This is a genomic window from Streptomyces tatrensis (genome assembly GCF_049310065.1).
GTDB lineage: Bacteria > Actinomycetota > Actinomycetes > Streptomycetales > Streptomycetaceae > Streptomyces.
In genome coordinates, this window is sequence record NZ_JBMDLB010000005.1 from 259396 (window position 1) to 281876 (window position 22481).

At 70.4% G+C, this 22481-nt stretch carries 24 protein-coding genes; 11 read left to right on the forward strand and 13 right to left on the reverse strand.

Going from position 1 to position 22481, the window contains the following annotated elements; genetic code table 11:
* Positions 1-107: 107 nt before the first annotated feature.
* The 4 genes from ACODT5_RS02775 to ACODT5_RS02790 form a co-directional block, all read right to left on the reverse strand.
* Positions 108-710: a hypothetical protein gene (locus ACODT5_RS02775; RefSeq protein ID WP_422517552.1), complete on the reverse strand. Its 603-nt coding sequence runs from the start codon at positions 708-710 to the stop codon at positions 108-110.
* Between the two features lie 142 nt (positions 711-852).
* Positions 853-1413, reverse strand: a complete 561-nt coding sequence (locus ACODT5_RS02780) for a hypothetical protein (protein ID WP_422517553.1) — start codon at positions 1411-1413, stop codon at positions 853-855.
* 40 nt (positions 1414-1453) lie between these two features.
* On the reverse strand, positions 1454-2317 hold the full coding sequence (locus tag ACODT5_RS02785; RefSeq protein WP_422517554.1) for a hypothetical protein: 864 nt from the start codon (positions 2315-2317) through the stop codon (positions 1454-1456).
* 326 nt (positions 2318-2643) lie between these two features.
* A complete protein-coding gene (locus ACODT5_RS02790; protein WP_422517555.1) occupies positions 2644-3102 on the reverse strand; it encodes a hypothetical protein in 459 nt (152 codons plus the stop codon).
* Positions 3103-3546: 444 nt separating this feature from the next.
* On the opposite strand from ACODT5_RS02790, the gene ACODT5_RS02795 reads away from it, so the two are divergent.
* The 3 genes from ACODT5_RS02795 to ACODT5_RS02805 all read left to right on the forward strand — a co-directional run bounded on the left by ACODT5_RS02795 (position 3547) and on the right by ACODT5_RS02805 (position 7078).
* The gene (locus ACODT5_RS02795; RefSeq protein WP_422517556.1) at positions 3547-5037 is read left to right on the forward strand and encodes a hypothetical protein; all 1491 of its coding nucleotides are present in this window, start codon (positions 3547-3549) and stop codon (positions 5035-5037) included.
* A 413-nt stretch (positions 5038-5450) separates the two neighbouring features.
* Entirely contained in the window at positions 5451-6149 is a 699-nt protein-coding gene (locus ACODT5_RS02800) for a hypothetical protein (protein ID WP_422517557.1), read from the forward strand.
* 95 nt (positions 6150-6244) lie between these two features.
* On the forward strand, positions 6245-7078 hold the full coding sequence (locus ACODT5_RS02805; protein ID WP_422517558.1) for a hypothetical protein: 834 nt from the start codon (positions 6245-6247) through the stop codon (positions 7076-7078).
* A gap of 113 nt (positions 7079-7191) precedes the next feature.
* Here ACODT5_RS02805 and ACODT5_RS02810 read toward each other — a convergent pair whose 3' ends face one another.
* From ACODT5_RS02810 to ACODT5_RS02830, 5 genes are all read right to left on the reverse strand, one after another.
* A complete protein-coding gene (locus tag ACODT5_RS02810; RefSeq protein WP_422517559.1) occupies positions 7192-7779 on the reverse strand; it encodes a hypothetical protein in 588 nt (195 codons plus the stop codon).
* 189 nt (positions 7780-7968) lie between these two features.
* Positions 7969-8229, reverse strand: coding sequence for a hypothetical protein (locus tag ACODT5_RS02815; RefSeq protein WP_422517560.1), 261 nt, complete (start codon positions 8227-8229; stop codon positions 7969-7971).
* Complete coding sequence (locus ACODT5_RS02820; protein WP_422517561.1) at positions 8226-8885, reverse strand: hypothetical protein; 660 nt, start codon at positions 8883-8885, stop codon at positions 8226-8228. The genes ACODT5_RS02815 and ACODT5_RS02820 overlap by 4 nt, the downstream gene beginning before the upstream one ends.
* Positions 8886-8921: 36 nt before the next feature.
* Positions 8922-9401 (reverse strand): hypothetical protein, encoded by a 480-nt coding sequence (locus ACODT5_RS02825; protein ID WP_422517562.1) that lies wholly within the window; start codon positions 9399-9401, stop codon positions 8922-8924.
* A gap of 28 nt (positions 9402-9429) precedes the next feature.
* On the reverse strand, positions 9430-9975 hold the full coding sequence (locus tag ACODT5_RS02830) for a hypothetical protein (RefSeq protein WP_422517563.1): 546 nt from the start codon (positions 9973-9975) through the stop codon (positions 9430-9432).
* 330 nt (positions 9976-10305) lie between these two features.
* Here ACODT5_RS02830 and ACODT5_RS02835 point away from each other — a divergent pair, with 330 nt between their 5' ends.
* The 4 genes from ACODT5_RS02835 to ACODT5_RS02850 all read left to right on the forward strand — a co-directional run bounded on the left by ACODT5_RS02835 (position 10306) and on the right by ACODT5_RS02850 (position 12450).
* Positions 10306-11037 carry a hypothetical protein gene (locus ACODT5_RS02835; protein WP_422517564.1) on the forward strand — a complete coding sequence of 244 codons (732 nt, stop codon included), beginning with the start codon at positions 10306-10308 and terminating at the stop codon, positions 11035-11037.
* A gap of 32 nt (positions 11038-11069) precedes the next feature.
* Positions 11070-11765, forward strand: a complete 696-nt coding sequence (locus tag ACODT5_RS02840; protein WP_422517565.1) for a GNAT family N-acetyltransferase — start codon at positions 11070-11072, stop codon at positions 11763-11765.
* 56 nt (positions 11766-11821) lie between these two features.
* Positions 11822-11989 (forward strand): hypothetical protein, encoded by a 168-nt coding sequence (locus tag ACODT5_RS02845; RefSeq protein WP_422517566.1) that lies wholly within the window; start codon positions 11822-11824, stop codon positions 11987-11989.
* 125 nt (positions 11990-12114) lie between these two features.
* Positions 12115-12450 carry a hypothetical protein gene (locus ACODT5_RS02850; RefSeq protein ID WP_422517567.1) on the forward strand — a complete coding sequence of 112 codons (336 nt, stop codon included), beginning with the start codon at positions 12115-12117 and terminating at the stop codon, positions 12448-12450.
* 62 nt (positions 12451-12512) lie between these two features.
* Here the strand turns inward: ACODT5_RS02850 and ACODT5_RS02855 are convergent, their stop codons facing one another.
* Entirely contained in the window at positions 12513-12821 is a 309-nt protein-coding gene (locus ACODT5_RS02855; RefSeq protein ID WP_422517568.1) for a hypothetical protein, read from the reverse strand.
* Between the two features lie 348 nt (positions 12822-13169).
* On the opposite strand from ACODT5_RS02855, the gene tap reads away from it, so the two are divergent.
* From tap to ACODT5_RS02870, 3 genes are read left to right on the forward strand one after another with little or no spacing between them, the layout of a single operon-like run.
* Positions 13170-15671 (forward strand): telomere-associated protein Tap, encoded by a 2502-nt coding sequence (gene tap / locus ACODT5_RS02860; RefSeq protein ID WP_422517569.1) that lies wholly within the window; start codon positions 13170-13172, stop codon positions 15669-15671.
* 8 nt (positions 15672-15679) lie between these two features.
* Positions 15680-16252 (forward strand): telomere-protecting terminal protein Tpg, encoded by a 573-nt coding sequence (tpg, locus tag ACODT5_RS02865; protein ID WP_422517570.1) that lies wholly within the window; start codon positions 15680-15682, stop codon positions 16250-16252.
* Between the two features lie 43 nt (positions 16253-16295).
* Positions 16296-18647, forward strand: a complete 2352-nt coding sequence (locus ACODT5_RS02870; protein WP_422517571.1) for a DEAD/DEAH box helicase — start codon at positions 16296-16298, stop codon at positions 18645-18647.
* A gap of 33 nt (positions 18648-18680) precedes the next feature.
* Here the strand turns inward: ACODT5_RS02870 and ACODT5_RS02875 are convergent, their stop codons facing one another.
* Positions 18681-19238: a hypothetical protein gene (locus tag ACODT5_RS02875; RefSeq protein ID WP_422517572.1), complete on the reverse strand. Its 558-nt coding sequence runs from the start codon at positions 19236-19238 to the stop codon at positions 18681-18683.
* 532 nt (positions 19239-19770) lie between these two features.
* Between ACODT5_RS02875 and ACODT5_RS02880 the strand changes: the two genes are divergently transcribed.
* Complete coding sequence (locus ACODT5_RS02880; RefSeq protein ID WP_422517573.1) at positions 19771-20583, forward strand: hypothetical protein; 813 nt, start codon at positions 19771-19773, stop codon at positions 20581-20583.
* A 103-nt stretch (positions 20584-20686) separates the two neighbouring features.
* On the opposite strand, the gene ACODT5_RS02885 is transcribed toward ACODT5_RS02880, so the two are convergent.
* Positions 20687-21517 (reverse strand): SDR family oxidoreductase, encoded by an 831-nt coding sequence (locus ACODT5_RS02885; RefSeq protein ID WP_422517574.1) that lies wholly within the window; start codon positions 21515-21517, stop codon positions 20687-20689.
* Positions 21518-21537: 20 nt separating this feature from the next.
* A complete protein-coding gene (locus ACODT5_RS02890; protein ID WP_422517575.1) occupies positions 21538-22350 on the reverse strand; it encodes a class I SAM-dependent methyltransferase in 813 nt (270 codons plus the stop codon).
* Positions 22351-22481: the final 131 nt, after the last annotated feature.

The window sequence follows — 22481 nt, forward strand, 5'->3', positions numbered from 1 at the left end:
TGCTCACAAGACCGAAGACGTGTGCCGCTGTTCCTGCGCGCGCTGCTGCACCCCCGGGCCGGGAGGATCGGTCCCGACCGGGGGCGTGCAGCGGGGGATGCCGGTGCTCAGTTGAAGACGGGCAGGCCTTCGCGGAGCGCGTGGGCGATCCGGCCGAGGCCGGAGGGGACGAGGCCGAGGCCGACCGTGCTCTGGTCGCGTTGAGCGGTGGAGAGGACCCGGGGCTCCTCACCGCGGCGGCGGCAGACGTAGAACTCTTCCTGGTTGATGTCCACGCAGTAGACGAGGCGGGACTCGATCCGGTCCGGGGCGAGGTGGTTGACTCGCAGGCCCTGCGCGTTAGCGTGCTGTTCGTCCTCGGTCGGTTCCCGGTCTGCGGGTCGGCCCCAGGCTTCGGACATCATCGCGACCCCGGCGACGGGGGCGTCGGCATACGGACGCCGCTCCAGGCCCGGAGGAACGGCGGGCAGGTGGCGGGCAACATGGGTGAGCGCGTCGGCGGGGTTAAGGACCAGAGCGCCCCACGTCCGGGCCGGGACCAGGCGCAGTTCGATCGACCGGGTGTCGAGGTCCATCAGGTGGACGGTGAACAGCCGGGCGGGCTTGCCCCACCCGCGTCGTTCTCCTTCGCGATCTTCGATGGCGGCCAGCGCGGTGGCCATGGCGTCCGCCATCTTGTCCTCGCACAGATTGAGGGGTGTGCTCGGCATAAGGACAGTTCGCTTCTCCCACATCTCCATGGGTGCGCTCTCTTTCGTTCGGGCCCGGGGGTGCGGGCGCTGAGGCCCGTGCGCTGTGAATCGCGGCGCACGGGCCGGGGGCGGGCCGGTCGTCTCTGGCCGGCGGGGTGGTTCAGGACTGGTCGCGGTACCAGGTGAGGAACTGCTCGGCGCGGGCCTGGTCGAGGAGAACGGTCAGTCCGCCGTCGCTGTCCCGCTCTTGGAGGACACCGGTGGCCGGGCCGTCCGGCGTGGTGGAGCCGGGCCAGCGGGCGATCAGGGAGTGCAGGAGTGCGGTGACCTGTCCTTCGGCGGCGAGCTTGAGGACGATCGTGAGCACCTCGTCGTCGATGGCGACGGTGACCAGGCTGCGGGGCATCTCGGTGCGCAGCCGGTCGAGGAGGTTCTGTAGGTCGCGTACGGCAGCGCCGAAGGCGTCGGAGTTCGCCTGTGCCTGCGCGGTGCGGGCGTAGAAGGTGTCGATCAGCTTCTGTGCGCTGGCGCGGAGCTCGGTGTCGGCGATGTCCTCCAGTGCGGAGACGGTGCGCTCGCTCGTGCCGGGCGGGGTACTGGAGTAGAAGCCGATCTGGCGCTGGGTCTTGTCGCTGTCCCGGAGGGTCAGGATCGTCAGGTTGAGGACGGGGTGGAGGAGGATCGTCCACTGGTCGGGCAGCGGCTTGGGGGACGTGGTCACGGTGCGCTCCGGTGTAGTTTCGGTGTGCGTGGGCGAGGGGTCAGACGGCGGTGTGCAGGACCCGGCGCAGCGCGGTGTGAGTCGCGGCGCGCTGGTCGGCGGTGACGTGGTCGGCGAAGGCGAGGTGGAGGCGGACCGCGGGGGTGCCGTCCTTCTGGCGGGTGATGGTCTCGGGGTCGGGAACGAGGTGCTCGTCCGCCATGGCGATGGCCCAGGGGGCGAGGTCGGGGGCGTTGTCGAGGAGTTCTCGGATGGCCCGGTAGGCCGAACTGGCTCTCTCGTCGCCGAGGGACTGCCAGGTGCGGGGTGTGGCCGTGCCGTCGGTGTGGGGGATCGTGTGGTCGCAGATGCCTTCCCCGACGCCGGACTCCGCGTCCAGGGCAAGGAGCAGCATCTGATGGACGGTGGCGGCGGCGGAGCGCAGATCCGCGGCGGAGTACGGCGTAGCGAGTGGGGCCGAATCCGTGGCGGGCTGTCCTGTCGGCCGGGTTGCTGAGCCGGAGGTGTCCGCGGCTTCGTCCTCACCTGCGCTCTCGCCGGCACAGGCCCGGTCGGCGCAGTTGCCGCATCGGCCTTCCCAGCCCTCGCCCTCGGCGGTGGAGTTCTCGCAATCCTCTGTCGAGCAGAACAAGTCGTCGTAGACCTGCTCGGGGATGAACCGCATACAGGCGGTGGCGCTCTCGAGGGTGAGGATGCCGTGTTCGCCGATCCGGGCGGCGGCGGTGTAGCGGGGGGCCCGTCGGATGGCGTGCCAGACGTCGACCCCGTGAAGGACCTGGTGCTCGACGGTTCCGGGCCGGGTCCAGGAATCGTGGGTGTGGACCTGGACGACGTACTGGGAGTCGAAGTCGATCGCGGCCCGGAGTTCGGCGGCGGCCCCAGGGGCGAAGGTGGTGGTGGGCATGGCGAGGCAGCTCCCTGAAGATCGATGATGGTCGGGCGGGTGAGACGGGCGGTGCCGGGGCGCGCGTGGGGCCGCGCGTGCCGGGCGGCGGTCAGATCCGGGCGATACGGTCGCCGTCGTCGGTGAGAGTGAGAATCAGCCGCTGGCAGGCGTGCGGGGCGTCCCACGCGACGCCGAGGTGGCGCAACTGCGGGTTCGGATTCCACTTGATGACGGTCCCGGTGGCGCCGCTGGGAATCGGGGCGTGCCTATCGGTGCACAGCAGGACCCTGCTCCGGTCTCCCGGAGCCCCAGGGCGGGCCGGATGTCGTGTTGCTGCGCGCTGTTCAACGGTGCTCGATCTCGCCCTGGTTGTCGACCTCGACGAGCAGCAGACGGGGACGCTCGGCCTCGTGCTCGATGTGCACGTAGGGCACCAGATGCTGGTCGTCCCACTCTGCGCGCAGCCGCACCAGGATGCCGACGCCGAAGACCCGGAGCTCGTATACGGCGCTGGGCATGTTGCCCTCGAGGTCCGGGTCGGCATCGGCGACGGTGAGGACGGCCTGCCGCAGCGTGTACTTCGTACCCCGGCGACGGCGCGGCATGGTTGCGGTGAACACGCAGACCGCCGTGGTGGACGTGGCCGCGGCCAGGACGAGGTCGCTCACGGTGTGGGGCTGGTAGAGCAAGGCGGTGCCCAGGCCCAGGGCCGCGCTGGGCAGCGCATGGAGAGCGCTCCAGCGCCACCATCGGGTGGACTCCCGCGGGGCTGCGGGCACGGGACGGCGGGCGAGTTCGGGCACGGGGTCTCCAGTGTGGACAGGCCGGAAGGCGCGGTGGCCATGGCAGAGGGTTCCGCTGCGCGGGGGCGGCTTTCCGTTTCGCTTCCCGGCAGAGCTCAAAGCTACATGAATTCATAGACTTAAGCAATGAACAGGGCTTTCGGCGCCCCTCAGGGCTCTGTTGGTTGAGATCCCGGTGGGGGCTGGCGCGTACGTGTGCGTGGCCGGTGCGCGTCTTGCGGCGTCGACGACCCGCCTCCCCGTGTGAGCCGACGTGCCGGCCGGCCGCTGCCGGGCTGCCGATCGCGGGGAGGCGCACGGCGGGGCTCCAGTCGGCTAGGCGTGCTCCATTGCTTAAATCTAGGAATATGATTATGGTTGAAGTGCGCTGCCCGTCACTCCTCAACTCCCCATGCTGCGCCCGACTGGCAAGGCTGGTCCGGCAGCCACGGAAGGACACGACCGATGTCTCGCACTCTCTCCGTCACGGAGCACCGAGCGATGCTGCACGACGCGCTGTCCGCGATCACGGACACCGACGCCCTCACCCTCCCCGCAGCGATGATGTACACCCCCAGTGCCCACCGTCCGGCCCTGTACGCGGACAGCTCCGTCGTACGCGGGGGTACGGGGGAGGGGAAGACCTTCTGGGCCCGCGCCCTGACCGATCCCCGTATGCGGGCCATCGCCGCTCGCGAGTACCGGATGCCGAGGCTGGAGCGCACCGAGGCCGTCGTCGGCTACGGCGTCCGGCCGGACACGGCCCAGCCGACCGCCGGGGAGCTGCGCGCCTTCGCGGAGTGGGGTGTCGATCCGACCGCTCTGTGGAGCGCCGTCACCCTGACCGCCCTCGGGGTCCCGGATCTCGTCGGCCGGACCACCTGGACCGAACGTGTCGACTGGTTGATCCGCAACCCGGGCGCGACCGCGCGGTCCCTGGCTGAGCTTGAAGCCGCCGCCCGCACCGGCGACACCACCCGGCTCGTCCTCTTCGACGCACTGGACGAGCTCCACCCGAACCGGGAACGGGCCGAGCACCTGGCCTCCGGCATGCTCAACCTCGCCGTCACACTGTCCCGGCAGACCACCCGGCTCCGCGCGAAGGTCTTCATCCGCCCGGACATGCTGGACGGAGCCCTGTCGAGCGTGCCCCGCGTCGATCGCAGCACCCTGACCTCCCGCTCCGCCGACCTCTCCTGGAGCAGGGGCGACTACCTCGGCCGCCTGGAGCGGAGCGACCTGTACGGACTGTTCTTCCAGCTGCTCGGCAGCCGCGACAGCGCCGAGGCCGCCGCCTTCCGCGAGGCCTGGCCGACCTGGGAGCGGACCGAGGACGGACGCTTCCTCGCTCCCGCCGAACTGCGCAACGATCCGGCGGTCCAGGAGCGGGCCTTCACTACCCTGGCGGGCCGGTTCATGGGCGGCAACGCCCGCAGGGGCCACACCTACACCTACCTGTCGTGCCACCTCCAGGACGCCCGCGGGATCGTCACTCCGCGCCCGTTCCTCGCAGCCCTGGCCAGCGCACTCCTTCACACCACAGGGAGCTACCCGGACCACGACCGTGCGCTGCACCACGACGGCCTCCGCCACGGTGCGCGCTGCGGGGCGCGAGCCGAGGAACTCGACCGGGCGATGCCGTGGGTCCGGCTGGCCCTGGAACCGCTGGCCGGCAATCCGCTCCCCATCGAGGAGGACGACGTCCTTGCCCTGTGGGCGAAATCCGGGCTGACCGCCCGGCTCCAGGAGTTCGCACGGGAAGCCGAAAACGAGAACCACGGCGTACGGACCGGGCCACGTGACACCGGCACCCACCCGAACCTGGTGGAGGAGCTGATCAGCGCCGGAGTGATGAGCCGCCGCACCGGCGGGCAGCTCGACATGCCAGACACCTACCGGATAGCCCACCGTATGGGCCGCCGTGGGGGAGTCGGGCGAGCCACCCCGGCCGCGTAGTCCGCCCCCAACTCCCGCGCCCCGGTGAGACCGGCCCCCGCCGTGGCACCGGGGCTGCGCCATGGCCTGGACAAGCCGCGCGCCCCGCGCGTGAACCGCGCACCCACAATCCCGCCCACGAGATCGCGGAACCAGTTACAGGCCTGCTCGCCATCTGGCGGACTCACTTCCCGCCACGGCGCTTCCCCGCACTGCACCTCCGCTCTGCTCGGCGCGCGGTATCGTGGAACCGCGGGTGATGCCCGTCGGCCAACTCCGCGTGGCCGTGCCAACAGCCGCCGGTGCCCCGGCCGGGCGGTGGGCAGAAACGGGTTCCATGAGCGTCTCGGTCTCCACCACCATCAGACCCTGACGCCCCTCGTACGGGCGAGCACAGGCCGGGATGCTCACCCTGTACGGGACGAGAGGCCGTCATGCCGTCCGACACCAGACTTCTGAAGACCATCGCCCACCAGGCCGGTCTCACCCACCAAAGACTCCTCCAGGACTGCCACGCTCTCCAGCCGTCCAGCGGCCTGAGCAGCCCTGCGGCGTGGGCCATGCACCACTACCCCCTGCTCAGCGAACTGCTGTGCCTGCCCGACCCGCATGGCCGCCGGCTGCGCCCGGTCGGCCTGGTCGCCGTCCGCACGCTGATGGGCCTGCCGCGCAGCGGCATCCGGATGCTGCTGGACCGGGACCAGGCCACCGCCGCGTTCCCGGACCTCCAGCTGCCTTCCACAACGGAGCGCTTCACGGTGGCGGTTGTCTTCCGCCACCGCCGGGAGCACCAGCTCCCGGACTACCTGTTCGACGCTTCCGCCCGCGGTGGCCCGTCCCGCCCGGTGATCTTCGACGCGGACATCGTCGTCTTGGTGCTCATCGGCGCCTCCGGGCTGGCCGAGGTCGCCCGCGCCCTCAGCCGGGCCGACACCGCCCGATACAGCGCCACCGACGTCGGCCGGGGAGGGGCGACCAACTACAAGTTCGCCTTCAACCGGTACGTCCTCCACGGCTTCGGCGTGGACATCACCACCGCGGTCAACGCCCAGCTCTCCCAGCTCCGCGACCGCCGCCCCCCGCACGACACCGCGCGTATGCCGCCCGAGGCATCCGCGCCTCGGCCTGCGTAAATACCGCCTTCACGACAGCCCACCGACCGCCGGGCCGGGAGACCAGCCCCGGCACCGGACCTGGAACGCGTGTTCACGTTGGATAGGCTGCCCGGATGGGGGACATGATGAGCGACCTGGCGCGGCTCGCCGGGATGGCCGGGCTTGGCACGCTGCTCGTCTCCGCGTTCATCGCCTGGGCACGCCGGGAGTTCGGCCGCGCGATCACGCTGCTGGTGTTCGCCTTCGCCGCGTCGGCCGCCATGTACGCGGGCCCAGACCTGGTGGCGGCTGTCACGGATGCACCGGTCCGTTCCGGGGGCGGCACCGCCGGTGACGGAGATGCCGACGGGTTCCCGTTCTGGATGCTTTGGGTGGCTCTCGGCCTGGCCGGCACGGCCGGCGTCGTGGGCACGGTGGCTCGATTCGTGGTCATCCGGCGTCGGCGCAGGGCGGACAGCCGTCGACAAGCTGCCGCCGACCTCGATCGGCGCCAGGCAATCGAGGCCGATCACAACGCGGTCCGCGAGGCATACGGGACGTACGCCTCCGATGTCCTTCAATTCCTGGACCGGCCGGCTCTCGCCGATGTCACCGACTCCCTAACTGTCGCGTTTCTGCACGCCATGGACGCCGCAGCCGACGCACGACGGGGTACTGACCTCGATACCTACCGGCAGACTGTGAGCTCCTTGAAAACCGCGTGGCAGGCCGCCGACGAGCACGCCCGCAAGTCAGGCAGCCGCTACCTGCCCAAGTCGGAACAGACCGCCATCGCCAGGGCTCGCGCGCTCCTCGAACTAGCACTGGACGGGAGCAGCGGTGCCCACGAGCGCCAGGCCGCCTACGTCAAGGCGCGCGCCCTCCTCGACGGAGTCGTGACCATCCCCCGGCAGGCCGCCGCGCAGCTCGAAGCACACCACCGTCTGGCCCTCCCCGCGAAGCGGTGAGCGTGCTGCCCGGCGAGCAGTCGCCGGGACGCCACCGCCGAGAGACGACCACCGCGACGTGAGCACCCCCGACCGCACCTGATCGTACGGAGCGATGTCCCAGCGGGGGCCGGTCACATCACGCTGATCAACACCGGGTGGCCTGAAGGAAGACGCCCGAGGCCGTCGATCCCGAAGGGGACGCCGGGGCGGGTGCGCAGGGCGTGCACGCCGGTGGACGCCATCTCGAGCGCGGCCGTCGGGTCGCCGGCGCTGTCGACGAGCAGCTGCACGTGCATGCGCCGGAAGTCGTCGCGGACCTCGAGTCCGCTCAGGACCACCGGCAGGTCGGACAGGGCGCTGGCCCACGGCAGGAGACCACCCAGGAGTTCGGAGGTGGCCCGCGTGGAGGTGGCCCGGTCGGCCGGGGTGCGGTTGTTGAGCGTGGGGTGGGTGCCGGCGACGAGCACGAGACCCCCGGGCAGATCCGCGGTCAGGGTGTAGGTGTAGGAGTCGGCGCCCAGGGCGGAGAAGACCGGCGCGGCGCCCGTCGCGGCGGCGAGCCGGTCTACGCTGCCGCGCTGCTCGGCCATCGCTACGCCCTCGGCGAAGGTGACCTGAGCGTCCCGGCCGGCGAGCGTGAGCTGCAGGGGCTCCAGTGGGCCGGCGCTGTCCAGGACGGCGGCGACACCGCGCAGCAGATCGGGAAGGGCAGGGCGCATGCCGTCATTGTTCCCGTTCCGGCAAGGGCCCCGCTACACGATCGAGAAGGCCCCCACGGCGGGATCCGGCCTACGCCGTAGGGGCGCGGCCGGATCCCCTGCGCGGCCCCGAGCCGGAGGACAAGGACGGGGGCAAGCGCGGCAGCACGTGGGGCCGCCCGGTGAGGGCCGCGCCTGCCGGACGGGCTGCTACCGGCGGGCGTCCTGAACAGCGTGTTCGGGGACGCCCAGGTAGCCGGCGAGAGCGGCTGGGGTGTGGGCTGTGAACGTGTGGGCGCTGCGATAGAGCGAGATGTCGTCCGGGCCGCAGATTTCGAATCCGTCGGAGAACAGGTCGATGCCGACGGCACCGGCGTCGACCGCGGCGCGAAGGGCGGCGGCGAGTACCTGCTCCCCGGTCTCTTCGGGGGCCTCGGTCTGGCTGTGCTGCGGGTGCGGTGTGGTCGTCATCGGGGCTCTCCCAGGTCGATGTAGGGCAGGTATGCGTATCGGTCGTCTTCGTCCAGGTCGCGGAGTTCTTCGGGAAGGGAGCCGAAGACGACTCCGGCCTCGTGTAGTTCCTGGACGATGTGGTCGAGCGCGGTCTCGTTCGTGAGGTCGTGGGGCAGCCAGGCGCGGGCGACGTCTTCGGGCACGGCGGGGAGCTGGCCGACGTCGTAGAAGGTCCGCAGTGTGCTCCCATCGGCGGAGATGGCGCGCCTGAGGGCGACCGAATCCTCGGTGATGGCCAGGACCATGTGGGCGGCTTCGGGGAACAGTCGGCGCAGCAGCGCGGTGAACGCCGACTCCGCGGCGGCCGACTCCTCGTTCAGTCGTTCACGCGCGGCGAGCATCCGGGCGTAGGCGGAGACCTGCTCGCCGACGACAGAGTCGGTGTCGTCGCGCTGGTCCGGTTCGTCATCGTCCTCGCCTTCGGCCGCGATCAGGACGCGGGCCCGCTCGGCGAGCTCATGTTGCCGCTCGGAGAGGTCGGCCCAGTTGCCGTACAGGGCGTCGACGGCGGTGCGCACCAGGCCCTCCACTTCGATCGGGGTGAAGTCGGCGCTGATGCCGACGAGTTCGACGCAGTCGGGGGTGTGGGAGGGGAAGGCGGGGGGATGGGGCATGTCTGGCTCCGGTGATCGGGTTTGGTGAAGGTGGGCTCAGGTGTCCTGGACGGTCAGGAGGACCGGCGGTCGGCCGTAGGACAGGCTGACGGCGTCCAGGGCCAGGCGTCCGAGGGTGGTGAGGTCGTCCCGCCCTGCGGTCCAGAAGCCGGCGAAACACTCCGAGATTGGGGTGCCGGGTTCCGTTCCGGGTTCGCGCAGCGCCCAACTGGCGCCGGTGGTACCCAGTAGCAGCGCGCCCAGGAGTCCCGTGGACCGCTGTGAGAGCTCGTTGTCGTGGTCGTCGAAGTCGGGGAAGGCGGTGCGCCACGGGGCGAGGTCGCCGATTGCCTCTTCGGCGTGGAGGGCGTGCAGGAGCAGTCCGGGGGAGCACACCACCATGGGCTCGTCATGGGTTTCGGGCCACAGGGCGTAGACGCTGGTGCCGCAGCCGCCATAGCTGTCGAGGTGGGTGGGCCAGGTGAGCAGTGAACCGGTCATGGCGGTGGGGTCCATCCGCCGCCAGTGGGTCGTCACAGCAATCCTCCAGTGGTGGTGGGGCTCGTCAGATGCGGGCGTAGGCGGCGAGGACGACGCCGAGGATTCCGTCCTCGTTGGCGTCCGGGTTGGTGACCTCGTTGTCGTCGAAGAAGGCGGCGGCGGCCTGGAAGGCGGCGGGCAGCAGCGTTCCGTCGGCCGGGTACTGGTAGCCCTCTCGTTCGGTGTTGAGCGCGAAGTTGAAGGTGAAGTTCCAGGTGCCGTGTTCGTGGACCGGGGCGGTGGCCAGGTTGATGCCCTCGCCGATCACCAGCGCCGTCTGCCAGGCTGTCCAGTTGGTCGTGAAGGCCGGGCGGGCGAGTCTGGCGATCAGCAGGCGTGCCCTCGTCAGCGAGTGGAGCTGCGTCAGGCGGCTTGCCGGGGTGGGCGGCGTACCGTCGGTGGTCTCGTAGACGTCGTACATCGGGTGCTCGGGGAAGCGGTGCGAGCCGTGAACGACGAAAGTGCGCTCGCGGTCTGTGATTTGCCAACGCAGCCGTCCGGCGGGGGCGCCGGACGGTTCCATGAGCTGGACGGCATTCTGTTCCTGGTCCCAGGTGAACGGGATCGACATGGTGGTGTCCTTCATGGTGGGAACGGGCGGCCGGGAGTGCCCCGACGAGGGCGTACGAACGCGAACGGCGCAGCCGCTTCGGCTGGCTCACGGACCCCCGCAAAGGGCAGATGTAGCCACGCCAGGCCTGACTGCTTAAGTCTAAGAGAGTGGGCATTGTCACGTCAAGGAGGCCGGGCGCCCCTTGAGATATTGCTTAAATCTATGAATCTGTATAGTCTGTGGATGTCGCCAAGGATCACGGCGGTCGTCACCGCCGCCCGTTGGCCGGCATCCGACGGCACGCCGGTCCCCGTGCCGCCCCTTTCACCCTGTTGGGAGCTTGAAGACGTGAAGCGAAGCCTGCGCCGCCACATAGAGGCCGCCATCAACGAGTCCTGGAACCCCCGCCGCCAGAACAGCCGCGGCCAGGTCGCGGTCGTCCTGTCGTTTCCCGAGACCGCGTTCCCCGATGCTCCGCAGTGGAGCCCCGGGCCCGACTTCTACGCCACGGCGGGCGAGTACGCATGGCGCCGGGACAACTCCGACGGAACCTCGACCGTGGCCGTCGCGGGGGTCGGTCCCAAGGAACGGCCCGCCGCCGACGGCGGCCCGTGGACCGAACCGGAGGTCTGGACGGCGACCGCACCGAGTGACGGCCCCTTCATGGACAGCGGGGCCATGTGGGACAAGCCGCACCGCGTCACCTGGCTGCTCGACGAGCCCGAGGCGGTCATCCACCGCGAGCCGTATGCGGGGCACCCTTCCGCAGCTGTCGATGACTACTGGGAAGCGTTCGAGGAGAAATGGGGCTTCGTCCCGCGCCGGATGCACCGGGGCGAGTACCCGTACGCCGACCACCGCCGGTGGGCCGTACTGCACACCGAACTGGCATGGAAGGACATGCCCGGCGAAGTGGAGTTGCTGGAGACGGCGGTCTTCCTCGCCCGGACCTTCGGGGCCAAGGCCAAGGCGTACGGCTACGACCCGCAGCGCCGCACCACCCGCGACCCGATGGGCACCTCCTACGACCACACACTCACCAGCGTGCTCCGCCGCGTAGACCCCTTCACCCGCCGCTGACCACCGCCAACCGCTTCCGGGAGTCCTCCGCCATGTCCTCTTCGCTTCCCTCGGCCCAGTCCGTACCGGATACCGTCCCGTTCACGATCCGCGTCGCGGGTCATGCAGACATCGCCGCCTTCATGGAGCTGATCGCTCACGCAGACCCCCACGACCCCGATCCCTTCGGTCTCGCGCGGGACATCCTGGCCCGGGGCCCCGAACGGCCGCTCTCCCACTACCGGGACCTGTGCCTGCTCGCCGAGGACGGCACCGGCGCAGTCGTGGGCGCCCTGCTCGGCGGGGTCCCCCGGTGGCTCCTGGAGCATCCCGGCATCGACACCCTGGCTCTGGCCGACCGGATGGTCTCGCGCCTGGGCATGATCCACGCCGTGGCCGTCCACCCCGACCACCGTCGCCGGGGCATCGGCCGGGCACTGATCCAGCGGGCGGAACGGCGGTTCGCGCAGGCGGGGTACGGCTTGATGACCCTCAATCACGCACCCGAGTTGGACGACTACTACCGCGCCCTGGGGTACACCGTGGACGACGCGCTCCTCGTACACCTGCCCCAGCAGCGGCTGATCGGCATGACCACCGACGACACCCGGATGTCCGCCAAGCCGCTGCACCCGTCGGTCCGCCTCGCCGACGTCCCCGGCGCAGCTCACCGGGTCATCACCAGCCTCCTGCCCGGAGCCGCCCTCCCGCCCGGCGCCTCCTTCGACGGCACCCGCCTCCAGTACTGACCCAGTCGGGCCCGGCCGTTGCACCGGCCGGGCCCGGGTATCGAAATGAGGGGCCCATGACCCACTTGCACATCGCCGAACGCTGCATCCACAGCGAGACCAAGCGCAACCTGTGCGACCACAAAGTCCTCTGGAACAGGTACCGGGTGCGCGGCGTCCCGTGCGAGCCCTCGTTCTGCGAGACCACCCGCCGCACTCAGGCCCAGGACGCCGAGAGCGACTGACCGTCGAGGTCACGAGCCCGAGCCCCCTACCCCCGGTCGCGCGGTGCCGGCCAACACCGGCCCCGCCGCACCGCGCGCAGCTCACTCCCGCCACGACGACCGGACCACGAAACGAGGAACACTCCGTGCCCCGCTTCCGCTTCACACACCACGGCAGCCCCGAGACCTACGACGAAGCCCTGCTCTCCACGTGGACGGCCTTCTGCACCCGCCACGGCATCCCCGCCGCCCCCCGCTACCCGACCGGCGACGCCGAGCTGGACGCTTCGAACGCGATCCACGAGTACCGCGAGCGTCCGCTCGCGCAGATGACCCGGATCTCCCTCCCGGCGCCGCTCGGACGGCTCCGCCCTGGCCGCTACCGATGGATCGCCCGGAAGTACTGGCGCATGAACCCGACGCGGCTGTGGTGGACCACCCATGTCTGGGACGAGGTGCGCGCCGACTGGCAGGACCATTGACGGCCGGCCCGAAACGGGCCGGCCGAAGCAGAGAATCTGCAGGTCAAGGCGTTATCGATGGGTTACCCGCCACCGAGCCCAAGTTGACGCGCGGTGCTGTCCGGATCAGCCCGGACAGCATCGAGCGCGATCTGCACCCCCGCCACATCCATCGCGCGGTACAGCCCGTGCTCGTTGGTGACGAATGTGGGGTTGGCCAGGTCGTCTCGGGGCGCGAGCCGGTAGCCAGGCGGCAGGGGATCGCCGTCGGCGGTCTGCTCGACCAGCCAGAGCCGCCAGACGACGCCGTGCGGGTCCTCCGCCTCGTACGTATCGCTGCCGTAGCCGCCGACCGTGATCCATTGCGGCAGGGGGCCGTCTGCGTAGGTCATGACGCTAGTTCCTCCGGGCCGTCCGTTGCCGGGCCCGCCGAGCCGCACGCCCTGTGAGCTGACTGCCGAGCGGTTCGAGACTCAGCACAGACTTGGCAACGCCACCCTTCCCGAGGGAGCGGTCCACCCGCTCCAGGCTCGCTGATTGCTCCGGCTGCTGTTCCGCAGAGATCGCGCCTTCTCCCTCGACTGGACCGTTGTGCGAGCTACTGAAGAACCTACTGAATTCTTCCCTGCCGTACTGAAGTCTTCGGCGCCGTCCGGCATCCGATTTCGGCAGCATCGTAAGAGGCGTTCTCGGATGTTGGGATTGAGTTAGAATTATGTCTGTTTCAGGAGGAGGGTGGCATGGCTGATCTGGGCAGCACCGAGGGGGACGCGCTCACTCTGGCGCTGAGCCTGGGACCCGTCCCGCCTATGCCGTCGCCGGCGGAGCGCGAACGGCTGCGAGAGGCCTGGGGCTGGAGCAAGCGGCAGCTCGCCGACTACCTCGGGGTCAAGCGGGAGACGATCTGGGCATGGGAGAAGCCCGGCGGTTCCACTCCTCGGGGGGCCAAAGGGCAGGCGTACGCCCGGCTGCTGGACCGAATGCGCCGTGAGCTCGATGACACCGGATCCGCCACCACGGTGCCCGAGGCCCCCGCAGCCGAGACGCTGCCGGACACCGGAGCCGGGGCTGAGCCCCCCTCCGCCCCGGCGGCGCGCGCCCCTGCGTCGACCGCGCCTCCCGTGGCTCAGATGCTTCCGATGGAACTTCCGGGCGACGTAGTGGAGATGGAGGTACCCGAGCTGGGAGCCGCGCCCACCGTCCCCACCGGGCCGGTCCCGTTCGACGATCCCGACACCGTCCGTGACCTTCCGGACGGAGAGATGCGCAACTGCGTGCGCTGCGGACGGCCCACCAGCATCCTGGTGGGCGGCGAGCCCCGCCACCTCTACACCGCCGCCTCTGCCGCCGTCGCTCCGCCGTGCTGGGCCACAGCCCTGCCGTCTGCCCTCCCCCCGGCCGAGCTGACCGCGCCGGCGTCCACTGAGCCGGACGCGTCCGAATCCGTCACCGCCCCCACGCCTCCCGTCCCTGTTCTCGCAGGGCCCTCTGCGCGCGCCGCGGTTCAGCCGGTACCGGCCACGGTCCGCCGGGCCCGGCCGCGCCCCGCCGCCGGGGCTTTTTCCGACGGTCCGCTGGCGGTCCTGGAGATCTCCGACGGACACCTGGTCGCGCACCTGGCCGACGGACGCGTCCTGGACTGCCCGGCCAGGTCCATCCCGGCACTGGCCACCTGGACGCTCGACAAGACCCACCTCGGCAGTGCGAAGCTCCACCACCACGGATTCGACGGCGACCCCCTGGTCGTCCTGACCGCCGGCGCGGCCGAATACCTCGGGCTGCCCCCGGCCCTCGAAGACCGCGCTGACCTGCGACTCGACGCCAAGCACAAGGTGGTCAAGCAGATCACCAAGGCCGGCTGGGAGCTGCCCTACCGCGGCTTCGGACCGTGGCCGCGCGTCTTCCAGCGGGTCCAGCACGGGCGCCGCTCGGTCCAGCTCGCCGTCCTGCCCTGGGACGCGCTGGAGAAGCGGGTGTGGGGCGACACCGTGGACCAGCCCGCCCCCGAGATCGCACGGCGGCTCGGCCTGTACGCCGAGCGCGTCATCACCCCCCGCGGGACCACGGGCGTCAACAGCCATGAGCTGATGGCGTCGGTCCGACCCAAGACCCGCGCGGAGAAGGACGCGGAGACCGGCACCTGGCGCTCCGCGCCCGTCGCCGGCTCACTGCAGGGCCCGGTCGATCCCGCTCCGCCGGAGGCACTGGACGAACACCCCCTGATCCACGAGCTCTTCCCCGACGGCCGGCCCCAGTCGGAGGCCCTCAACGAAGAGGCGTGCCAGTGGGTGCGCCCCTACGAGCTGATCACCCCCGAGGAACGCGCCCAGCCCATGGTGGTGGGCCTGGACCTGATCACCGCGTTCCTGGCCGCCGCCAACAACACGCGCGTCGGCCTCGGGCCCGCCGAGTTCGTCGAGCACCCGCGCTTCGACAAGCGCACCGACACCCCCGGCTCGTGGTGGGTCGACCTGTCCCACATCGAGATCGACCCCCGCATGCCCAACCCGTTCACCCCCAGCGGGCAACGGCCCACCGGCCCGGCCTGGTACGCGACCCCGACGCTCTCCTACGCCGTGGAGCTCGGCGCGAGCATCCAGCCGACGAAGGCCTGGCTCCGGCCGGACAACGGCCTGTACCTCACACCCTGGTACGCGAGGCTGCGCGACGCCTACCTGGCCACGATGGCCGACCTCGGCGTGCACATCCCCGCCAAGGGCGAAGAACTCGACGAGCGCGCGTTCCTGAAGGAGATGGCCCGGCACAAGCAGGGCGATCCGGGCGCCGTCGCGCTGCTGGCGGCGATCAAGGCCACGGCCAAGTCGGGCATCGGCAAGCTCCAGGAACGCCCGCAGGGCGACTCGTACATCGACGGGGAGCCCTGGCCGGCGCTGAAGAGGGCACTGTGGCGCCCCGACATCCGCGCCGCCGTGCTCTCCCGGGCCCGTGTCAACATGCACCGCAAGCTGATGAAGACGGCCGAGCTCACCGGCCTCTACCCGCTGGCGATCCTGACCGACTGCGTCACCTACGCCTCCCCCGGGCCCTCGCCGCTCGACATCCTGCCGCACACGGCCGACGGCAAGCCCGCCAAGGGGGCCTTCGCTCTCGGCGTGAGCCCCGGATCGGTCAAGCACCAGGGCACCGAAACCATGGCCTGGGCCCTGTCGCAGCTCGTCCAGGGCATCAACATCGCCAACTACATCGGCGGCGGGAACTCCGCCATCGACGACGGAGAGTGACGCGCACCATGGGCAAGATCGAGGACTCGCTCGACGCGGCGTTCACCAACGCCGTCTCCAAGCCGATGCCCAAGTCCATCGGCGCCCGGGTCCGGTTCCTGCTGTCCAAGGAGAAGACCGACAACCCCGCCGAGGCCGCCCGGCTCCTCGCCGAGAAGCTCGGCTGCCACCAGCGCACCGTCGAGCGCTACCGGGACGACCAGGTGAAGAAGCCCAAGGCGGACATGGCGGGGAAGATCGAGGACCTGACCCGCCAGCTGTGGCAGCCCAAGGTCCGTGCCGACCGGGCGAAGAAGGCGGCCACGATCACCGGCATCCGAGTCGCCCTGCGCGGCCAGTTCGGGTTCACAGCGGCTCCCGGCACGACCAACGACCCCCGTCAGCGCCGGATCACCCGGACCCTGCCCCCCGAGTACGCCCAGTCGCTGTTCACCGCCCGGCAGGCCGGCGCGAGCGAGGACGAGCTCGGACAGATTCTCGCCGACGGTCTGGCCGAGGTGTACTTCACCGACGGCGGCACCCGCGCCCCCGGACTGGCCGTCACCCTCGACGACCTCGACTACCTCACCATCCAGTACTGACCTCCGCGCCCGCCCACCCTCCTTCCGAAAGGACGACCCCGCCGTGACCGCCACCGCCGCCTCACCGCGCCGCATGCGCCTGCGCTCGCACCAGGCACGCGCCGTGCACTGCGCGACGACGGCACTGCGCCACGGCACCCGCACCACCGTCGTCTCCGCCTGCGGCACCGGCAAGACGGTCATCGCGGCCCGCGTCGCCCAGCAGGTCGTACGCCACGGCCACCAGCTCGTGCTGCTGCCCACCCTCGAACTCCTCGCCCAGACCATCGCCGAATGGCGGGAGGCCGGACACACCGGCCCCGTCATGGCCATGTGCCACCGCCGCCCGATCGTCCCCGGCGAACACGTCCCCGCCAGTACCCGCCCCGGCTACCTGGCCGCCTGGATCAACGACAACCCCGACGGCACCGTCTTCGCCCTCTACCAGTCCCTCAACAAGATCCACAAAGCCCACCGCGACCACAAACTCGGCCCCTGGGCTCTGATCAGCGTCGACGAAGCCCACCGCACCAGCGGCTTCATCGGCAAGGAATGGGCGGCCGTCCACGACGACGAGCTCATCCCCGCAGGCCACCGCGCCTACTACACCGCCACTCCCCGGATCTGGTCGGCCGGCGACGCGGAGGACCCCTCTCTCGTCGCGTCGATGGCCGACACCCAGCTCTACGGCGACACCTCCTTCCGCCTCCCGCTGGCCGAGGCCATCGACCTCCAGCTCCTGGCCGACTACCGCGTCGTCGTCCTGGAAGTCCACGAAGCCGAACTGCGCACACGCCTGGGCCTGCCCGACAAGACCGCCGAGGCCGAGCTCCGCGCCGCCGCCCTCCAGGTCGCCGTGCTGCGCGCCATGAAACAGCTCGACCTGCGCCGCGTCGTCACCTTCCACCACCGCGTCGCCGACGCCCACGACTTCGCCGACACCTTCCAGGCCACCGCCCGGCACCTGGCCACGCTCGCCGCCCCCGGGGCCGTCTTCCCGGACCCGGAACAGCTGTGGGCCCGCGGGATCGACGGCACCCAGTCCAGCGATCTCCGCCGCTCCCTGCTGAACACCTTCGACGGCCGGCCCGAGGACGGCAGTACGCCGGCCGAGCGGACCGTGATCGCCAACGCACGCCTCCTGGGCGAGGGGGTGAACATTCCTTCGATCGACTGCGTCGTCTTCGCCGACACCAAGGACAGCGTAGTCGACACCGTGCAGGCCATCGGCCGGGCGCTGCGGCAGCACCCCGGCGCCGGGAAGAAGGCGACCATCCTGGTCCCGCTGTTCGTCGCCCCTCACCAGGACGCGAACGACCTTCTGGACTCGCCCGTCTACAAGCCGCTGTGGAAGGTCCTCCAGGCGCTGAAGGCGCACGACGACCGGCTCGCCGACCGCCTGGCCGTGCCGCAGACCCGCACCGAATACGAAGACGAGGCCGACCAGCCCGAGCCGGAGCAGGACCAACGGCTCCTGATGGACCGCGCCTTCCCCGACGACACCCTCGCGCTGGCGCTGCGCCTACGGGTCCTCCACCCGCGCGACGCCGCCTGGCAGCGCGGCCTGGCCGCCGCCGAGCAGTACTTCGCTACCCGCGGCCACCTCGACGTACCCCAGCTCTTCGACGACGAGAACGGCCTCGCGCTCGGCCGGTGGATCAACTACGCCCGCCAGATGTACGCCGCACACCGCCTGAAACCGAAGCGGATCAAGGAACTCGACGCGATCGGCATGATCTGGGACCTGCGCAAGCAGGCTGCCGAACGGGGCCTGACCCACGCCCGTCTCTACGTGCAAGAGCACGGCCACCTCGCTGTACCCGCGGACGCGGTCGTCGGCGACTACGCGTTCGGCCGCTGGCTGGTCAACTGCCGGCGCAACGCTCGGCAGCGCGCTGCCAAGGGCCAGGCACCCGATGCCGTAGAGACACAGCTGGCCGAGCTGTACGAATGGTGGAACCCGGCCTGGCCGGTCACCTGGCAGCGCGAGTACATCACCGCCCGCCGCTACAGCGAGGCCAGCATCAACCTCGACGACGTCCCGCGCGACTTCGTCACCGACGAAAACGAGCCCCTCGGCGAGTGGATCTACCAGCAGAGCATCGCCTTCGACCAACTCCACCCCGACCAGGTCCGCCTGCTGACGGAGATCAGCATCACCCCGATCCAGCCGGCGCCGACCGGCCGGGAACTGCGCCAGCAGCGCCAGCTCGACCACGGCCTGGCCGCCGTCGCCGCCTTCCGCGCCCAGCACGGCGACGACGCACCCATCCGCCAGCGGGACACGGTCGTGGTCGCGGGCGAGGAGGTGAAGGTGGGCCAGTTCATCAACAACTTGCGCAAACGCCTGGACCGGCTCACCCCCGAGCAGATGCAGCAGGTCACCGCCGCAGGGCTGGCGCCGGCCAGCACCTGACCGAGGCCAGGTACGGGCGCCCCGGCTGCCGCGTCAGCTTTCGGCGGGCGGCCGCAGCTGGCGCAGAACCTCGTCCTGCTCGGCGGCGGTCAGGCCGAGAGACGGGTCGTACATCCCCAGCGGCGGCACGTCGACGACGACCGGCTCGTACGCGAAGGGATCCAGCGCGGGTGCGGGCCAAGGACCGGACAGCGAAGGCTGGGAATCCAAGTCGAAGAGCAGGACACGCGAGTTGTGGACCCCAGCGGCAGCGGCGAAGTCCGCGGCGGTGGGCGGGTCGGACCTGACCATGGTCTTCTCGTAGCCTCCCCGCTGGAAGAGCGACGCCAGATCCGAAGCGCCGGACGACGACCCCGGGACCCGGGAACCGGAAGGCGGGTCGGACACGGTGGCCGGCTCGGTGGTGCTCAGCAAGCGCACGGCTTCGGCCCGGCCCTCCTTGTCGAGGACGGCAGGCAGAACTCCCCGCGCAGCGGCATCCTCGACACGGCGCAGAGCCTGCTGGTAGGTGAGACCGGTGGCGTCACGGAGAGCCTTGGCGATCTGCTGGCGGTTGCTGCTGAGAGGCTTCTTCTTGTGCGGATGTGCCATAGAGGTCTCCTGACCCTGGGCTGCTGAGCGTCCCACCACGACAAGCACCAAGGGGCTGCGGATCGTCGGCGCCGAACCGGTCTCACCTCCCGCGCGGCAGCACGGTTCACCTTCGGCCGGAGGTGGGTCCGCGCCGGGTACGCACAGGGAGGTACGCGACTACACCGTACCAACTAGGTCGGACAGCAAGGCCGGAGCGGCCTGAACTGGAGTGGTGCGTCTGGCGGGCCGGGGCGGCACCGCTGAACCGTTACGGACCGCCGGCCAGCATGAACCGCGGGACCAGAGCAGAAACGCTCGGCTCCCCGCGCGAAGCGTGAGCCCGCCCACACCCTGTACGCACGCGGGCCCGGGAGGCCGCTACCCTCGGTCCATGACTCAGCACTCACCACCCCGTTCCGGTGGGAGGTCCGAGGCGCAGTGGATCCCCGCCGACCGCTTCGGCCCGGAGCAGGCGCGCGCACTCGCGCAGCGAGCCGAGATCTCCCCGAGTGCACGGCGTGCGTACGTGGCTGCGCACATTGTCTCGGACGTGACCGCCGAGCAGCAGATCCGGGAGCTCCTCGCGCGCGTCTTGCAGACCGGCAGGATCGCCCGGAAGCCGTCGGGCTACCGGGCACGCAGCCACAAGGCCGACAGCTCGGACGATGGCTCTCTCGACGGCTCGTACACCTTCATCCTGGACAGCGGATGCCAGCGAGTCGTCGCGTACTTCGGGCCGCCCATTTCCTGGTTCGATCAGGAGACCCATATCCCGGTCGAGGACCTGCTGCGCCAGCTCGAAGATCGACGACGCCGAGAGCTTGAAGCCCAGCGACTGAAGGAGCAACGGCAGGAAGAGGAGAAGCGGCGGCAGGACGCGCACGAGGAGCTAATGCGTACGCAGCGCGCCGAGGCTGAGGCTCGCCGGACGGCGGCCCTCCCTGTACCGGACTGGCCCCTGCTGCCTGCTGATCAGGCGTACGACTGGGATGGCCAGGCCGTACCTCTGCCGCATCCCCGGAGGCCCGTCATCGACGAGGCGACGATCCGCCGTGCCGGCCGCCGCCCCTACGTCCTCTTCCACGCAGACGCCCTCAACTCCCCGTTCTTCCGCGAGGTCCCTCTGGAGCAGCGTCACGAGGCCCTCCGCGCGGTCGTCGACAAGCTGCTGCGAGCCCCGACCAGGGGCGTCGTGACCATTGGCTCGACGTGCATCACCGTCACCGGGCAGAACGTGACTTTCACCCTGACCCCCGACTGCGCCATGGTCCGTACCCTCAACCCGCCGAAGCCAGGCAACAACGAGCCGGCGCGCTACCGGGCCGACCGCTGGAAACTTCCCAAACCCAAGAAGAGCGAGTAGCCACGAAATCCTGCCGGGCTCAGTCATTTCGCAGGGTGCGGGGCAAGGAGGAGGGCGAGGTCGAGCTCCGGGCCGCCGCCGCTGTCCCGCTTGCCGCCGGCGTTTAGGCCGCCGAGGTGAGGAACTGGCGGCCGCCGCGCAGCGTGGTGCGCAGTTTGCGCTGGGTTGCGCGGCTGTCGAGGCGGACGTCGAGGGCCCCGGGAAGCGTGCTGTCGGCCCGTAGGCCTGTGGGCAGTCGCGATTCGTCGAGTCCATCGCGCCTGGCGATGAGGACGCCGAGTTCGTGACGGCTCAGGGCCTGGCTTCCGCCGAGGTGGTGGATGCCGGTTGCATCTCCCAACGCCAGTTCCAGGAGACCTGCGGCCAAATCGCTCACATGGACTGGGCACCGGATGTCGTCCGTGAACAGGACGCCGACGCGGGTACCGGTGGCTAGTTCGCGGACAGCGCGCTCGTGTTCGGACTGCCCGTCGCCGATGATCAGCGAGGTGCGGGCAACCACGGTGTCTGGATGTACGAGAAGGACCCCGCTCTCCGCCGCCGCTTTCGCTGCACCGTACGGGGTGATGGGATCGGGCAGGCAGGACTCGTCGTAGGGGACGAGGGAAGCGCCGGAGAACACGGCGTCGCTGGAGACATGGATCAGGCGACTCCCGGACTTCGCCGCGGCGATCGCCAGGCGGAGAGGTCCCTCGGCCGTGATCTTCCAGTCCGCCTTGCCGCTGGATGCGTTGACGACGACACGAGGGCTGATCTCGGCCACGACCGCTTCCACATCTCCGGGATCCAGTAGATCGAGGGCGTGCCAGGCGACCGCCCGGGTGCGCCCAGGCCTGGTCGCGTAGGTCGCGGCTGTCGTGTGCCCGGCCGCTACTGCTTGCCGAACCAGCTCGGCGCCCAAGAATCCGGACCCACCTACGATCAGAATCGTCATGGGGCGACACCCTAGACCGGTCAGGTCCGGGCGATGGCAAGAACGTGGGCAGAGGCGTCGGTGAGCGCAGGGTGCGGTTCCGCGAGGCGCGCCGCAGCGAGCGCGGCGTCGTACATCGCTGTGCCCAAGAGGTTGGTGTCGGTGTACTTCTCGATGGCCTTGACCGCGACCCAGCCGGGTCCTTCGATTCCGTAGAGCGTGGGGTCGGTGAGTCCGGCCTCCGTGACCTCGACGCGGAGCTCGGTGGAGGTCTGGAAGTAGGCGACGGTAAAGCCGCGCTGTCCGGCGTAGCGGCCCTGGTCGAGGGTGTCGCGTACCCCGTCCTGGATGGCGGGCTCGGTGATGCCGGTGGTGGCGATGTAGTCCAGGAGAGGCGAGTAGCGGGAGATCGCGGCGGCGGCGATGAGACCGCCGGGTCGGGCCACGCGGGCCGCCTCGGTCAGCGCGGACAGCCGGTCGGCCTTGTCATGAAGATGGTAGAGAGGGCCGAGGAGCAGCACGACGTCGTACGTGCCGGCTGCCGCCGTGAGGTGGCGTGCGTCGCCGAGCTCGGCCGTCACTCCGTCGAGGGAGGCGGCCTGGCTGACGTGCTTGGGTACGGGGTCCACGACGTGCACGGTGTAGCCGTCCTCGGCGAGCCAACGGGCGTGGGTTCCGGGGCCACCACCCACGTCAAGTACGCGGGCTGGCGCTGGTGGGAGGTGGCGGCGGAGTAACTCCCGGGTGCGTACGAGTTCCAGGGAGCCGGTCGCGGTGGCGTGCAGCCGCGTGGCCTCGTCGGACCGGGTGTAGAAGTCGATGATCTCCGGGCGTACCGCGGGGTTGCTCGTCATAGGGACTCCACGTCGTGAGGGACTGGTGGTGTCCGGCAGGGTAGGGGACATGACGAAGTGATCACCGCGATTTTCGGTGGCCTGCGGAGACCGCCGGGAGACCCAACGGTGAGTGGGGAGACCGAGGTTGG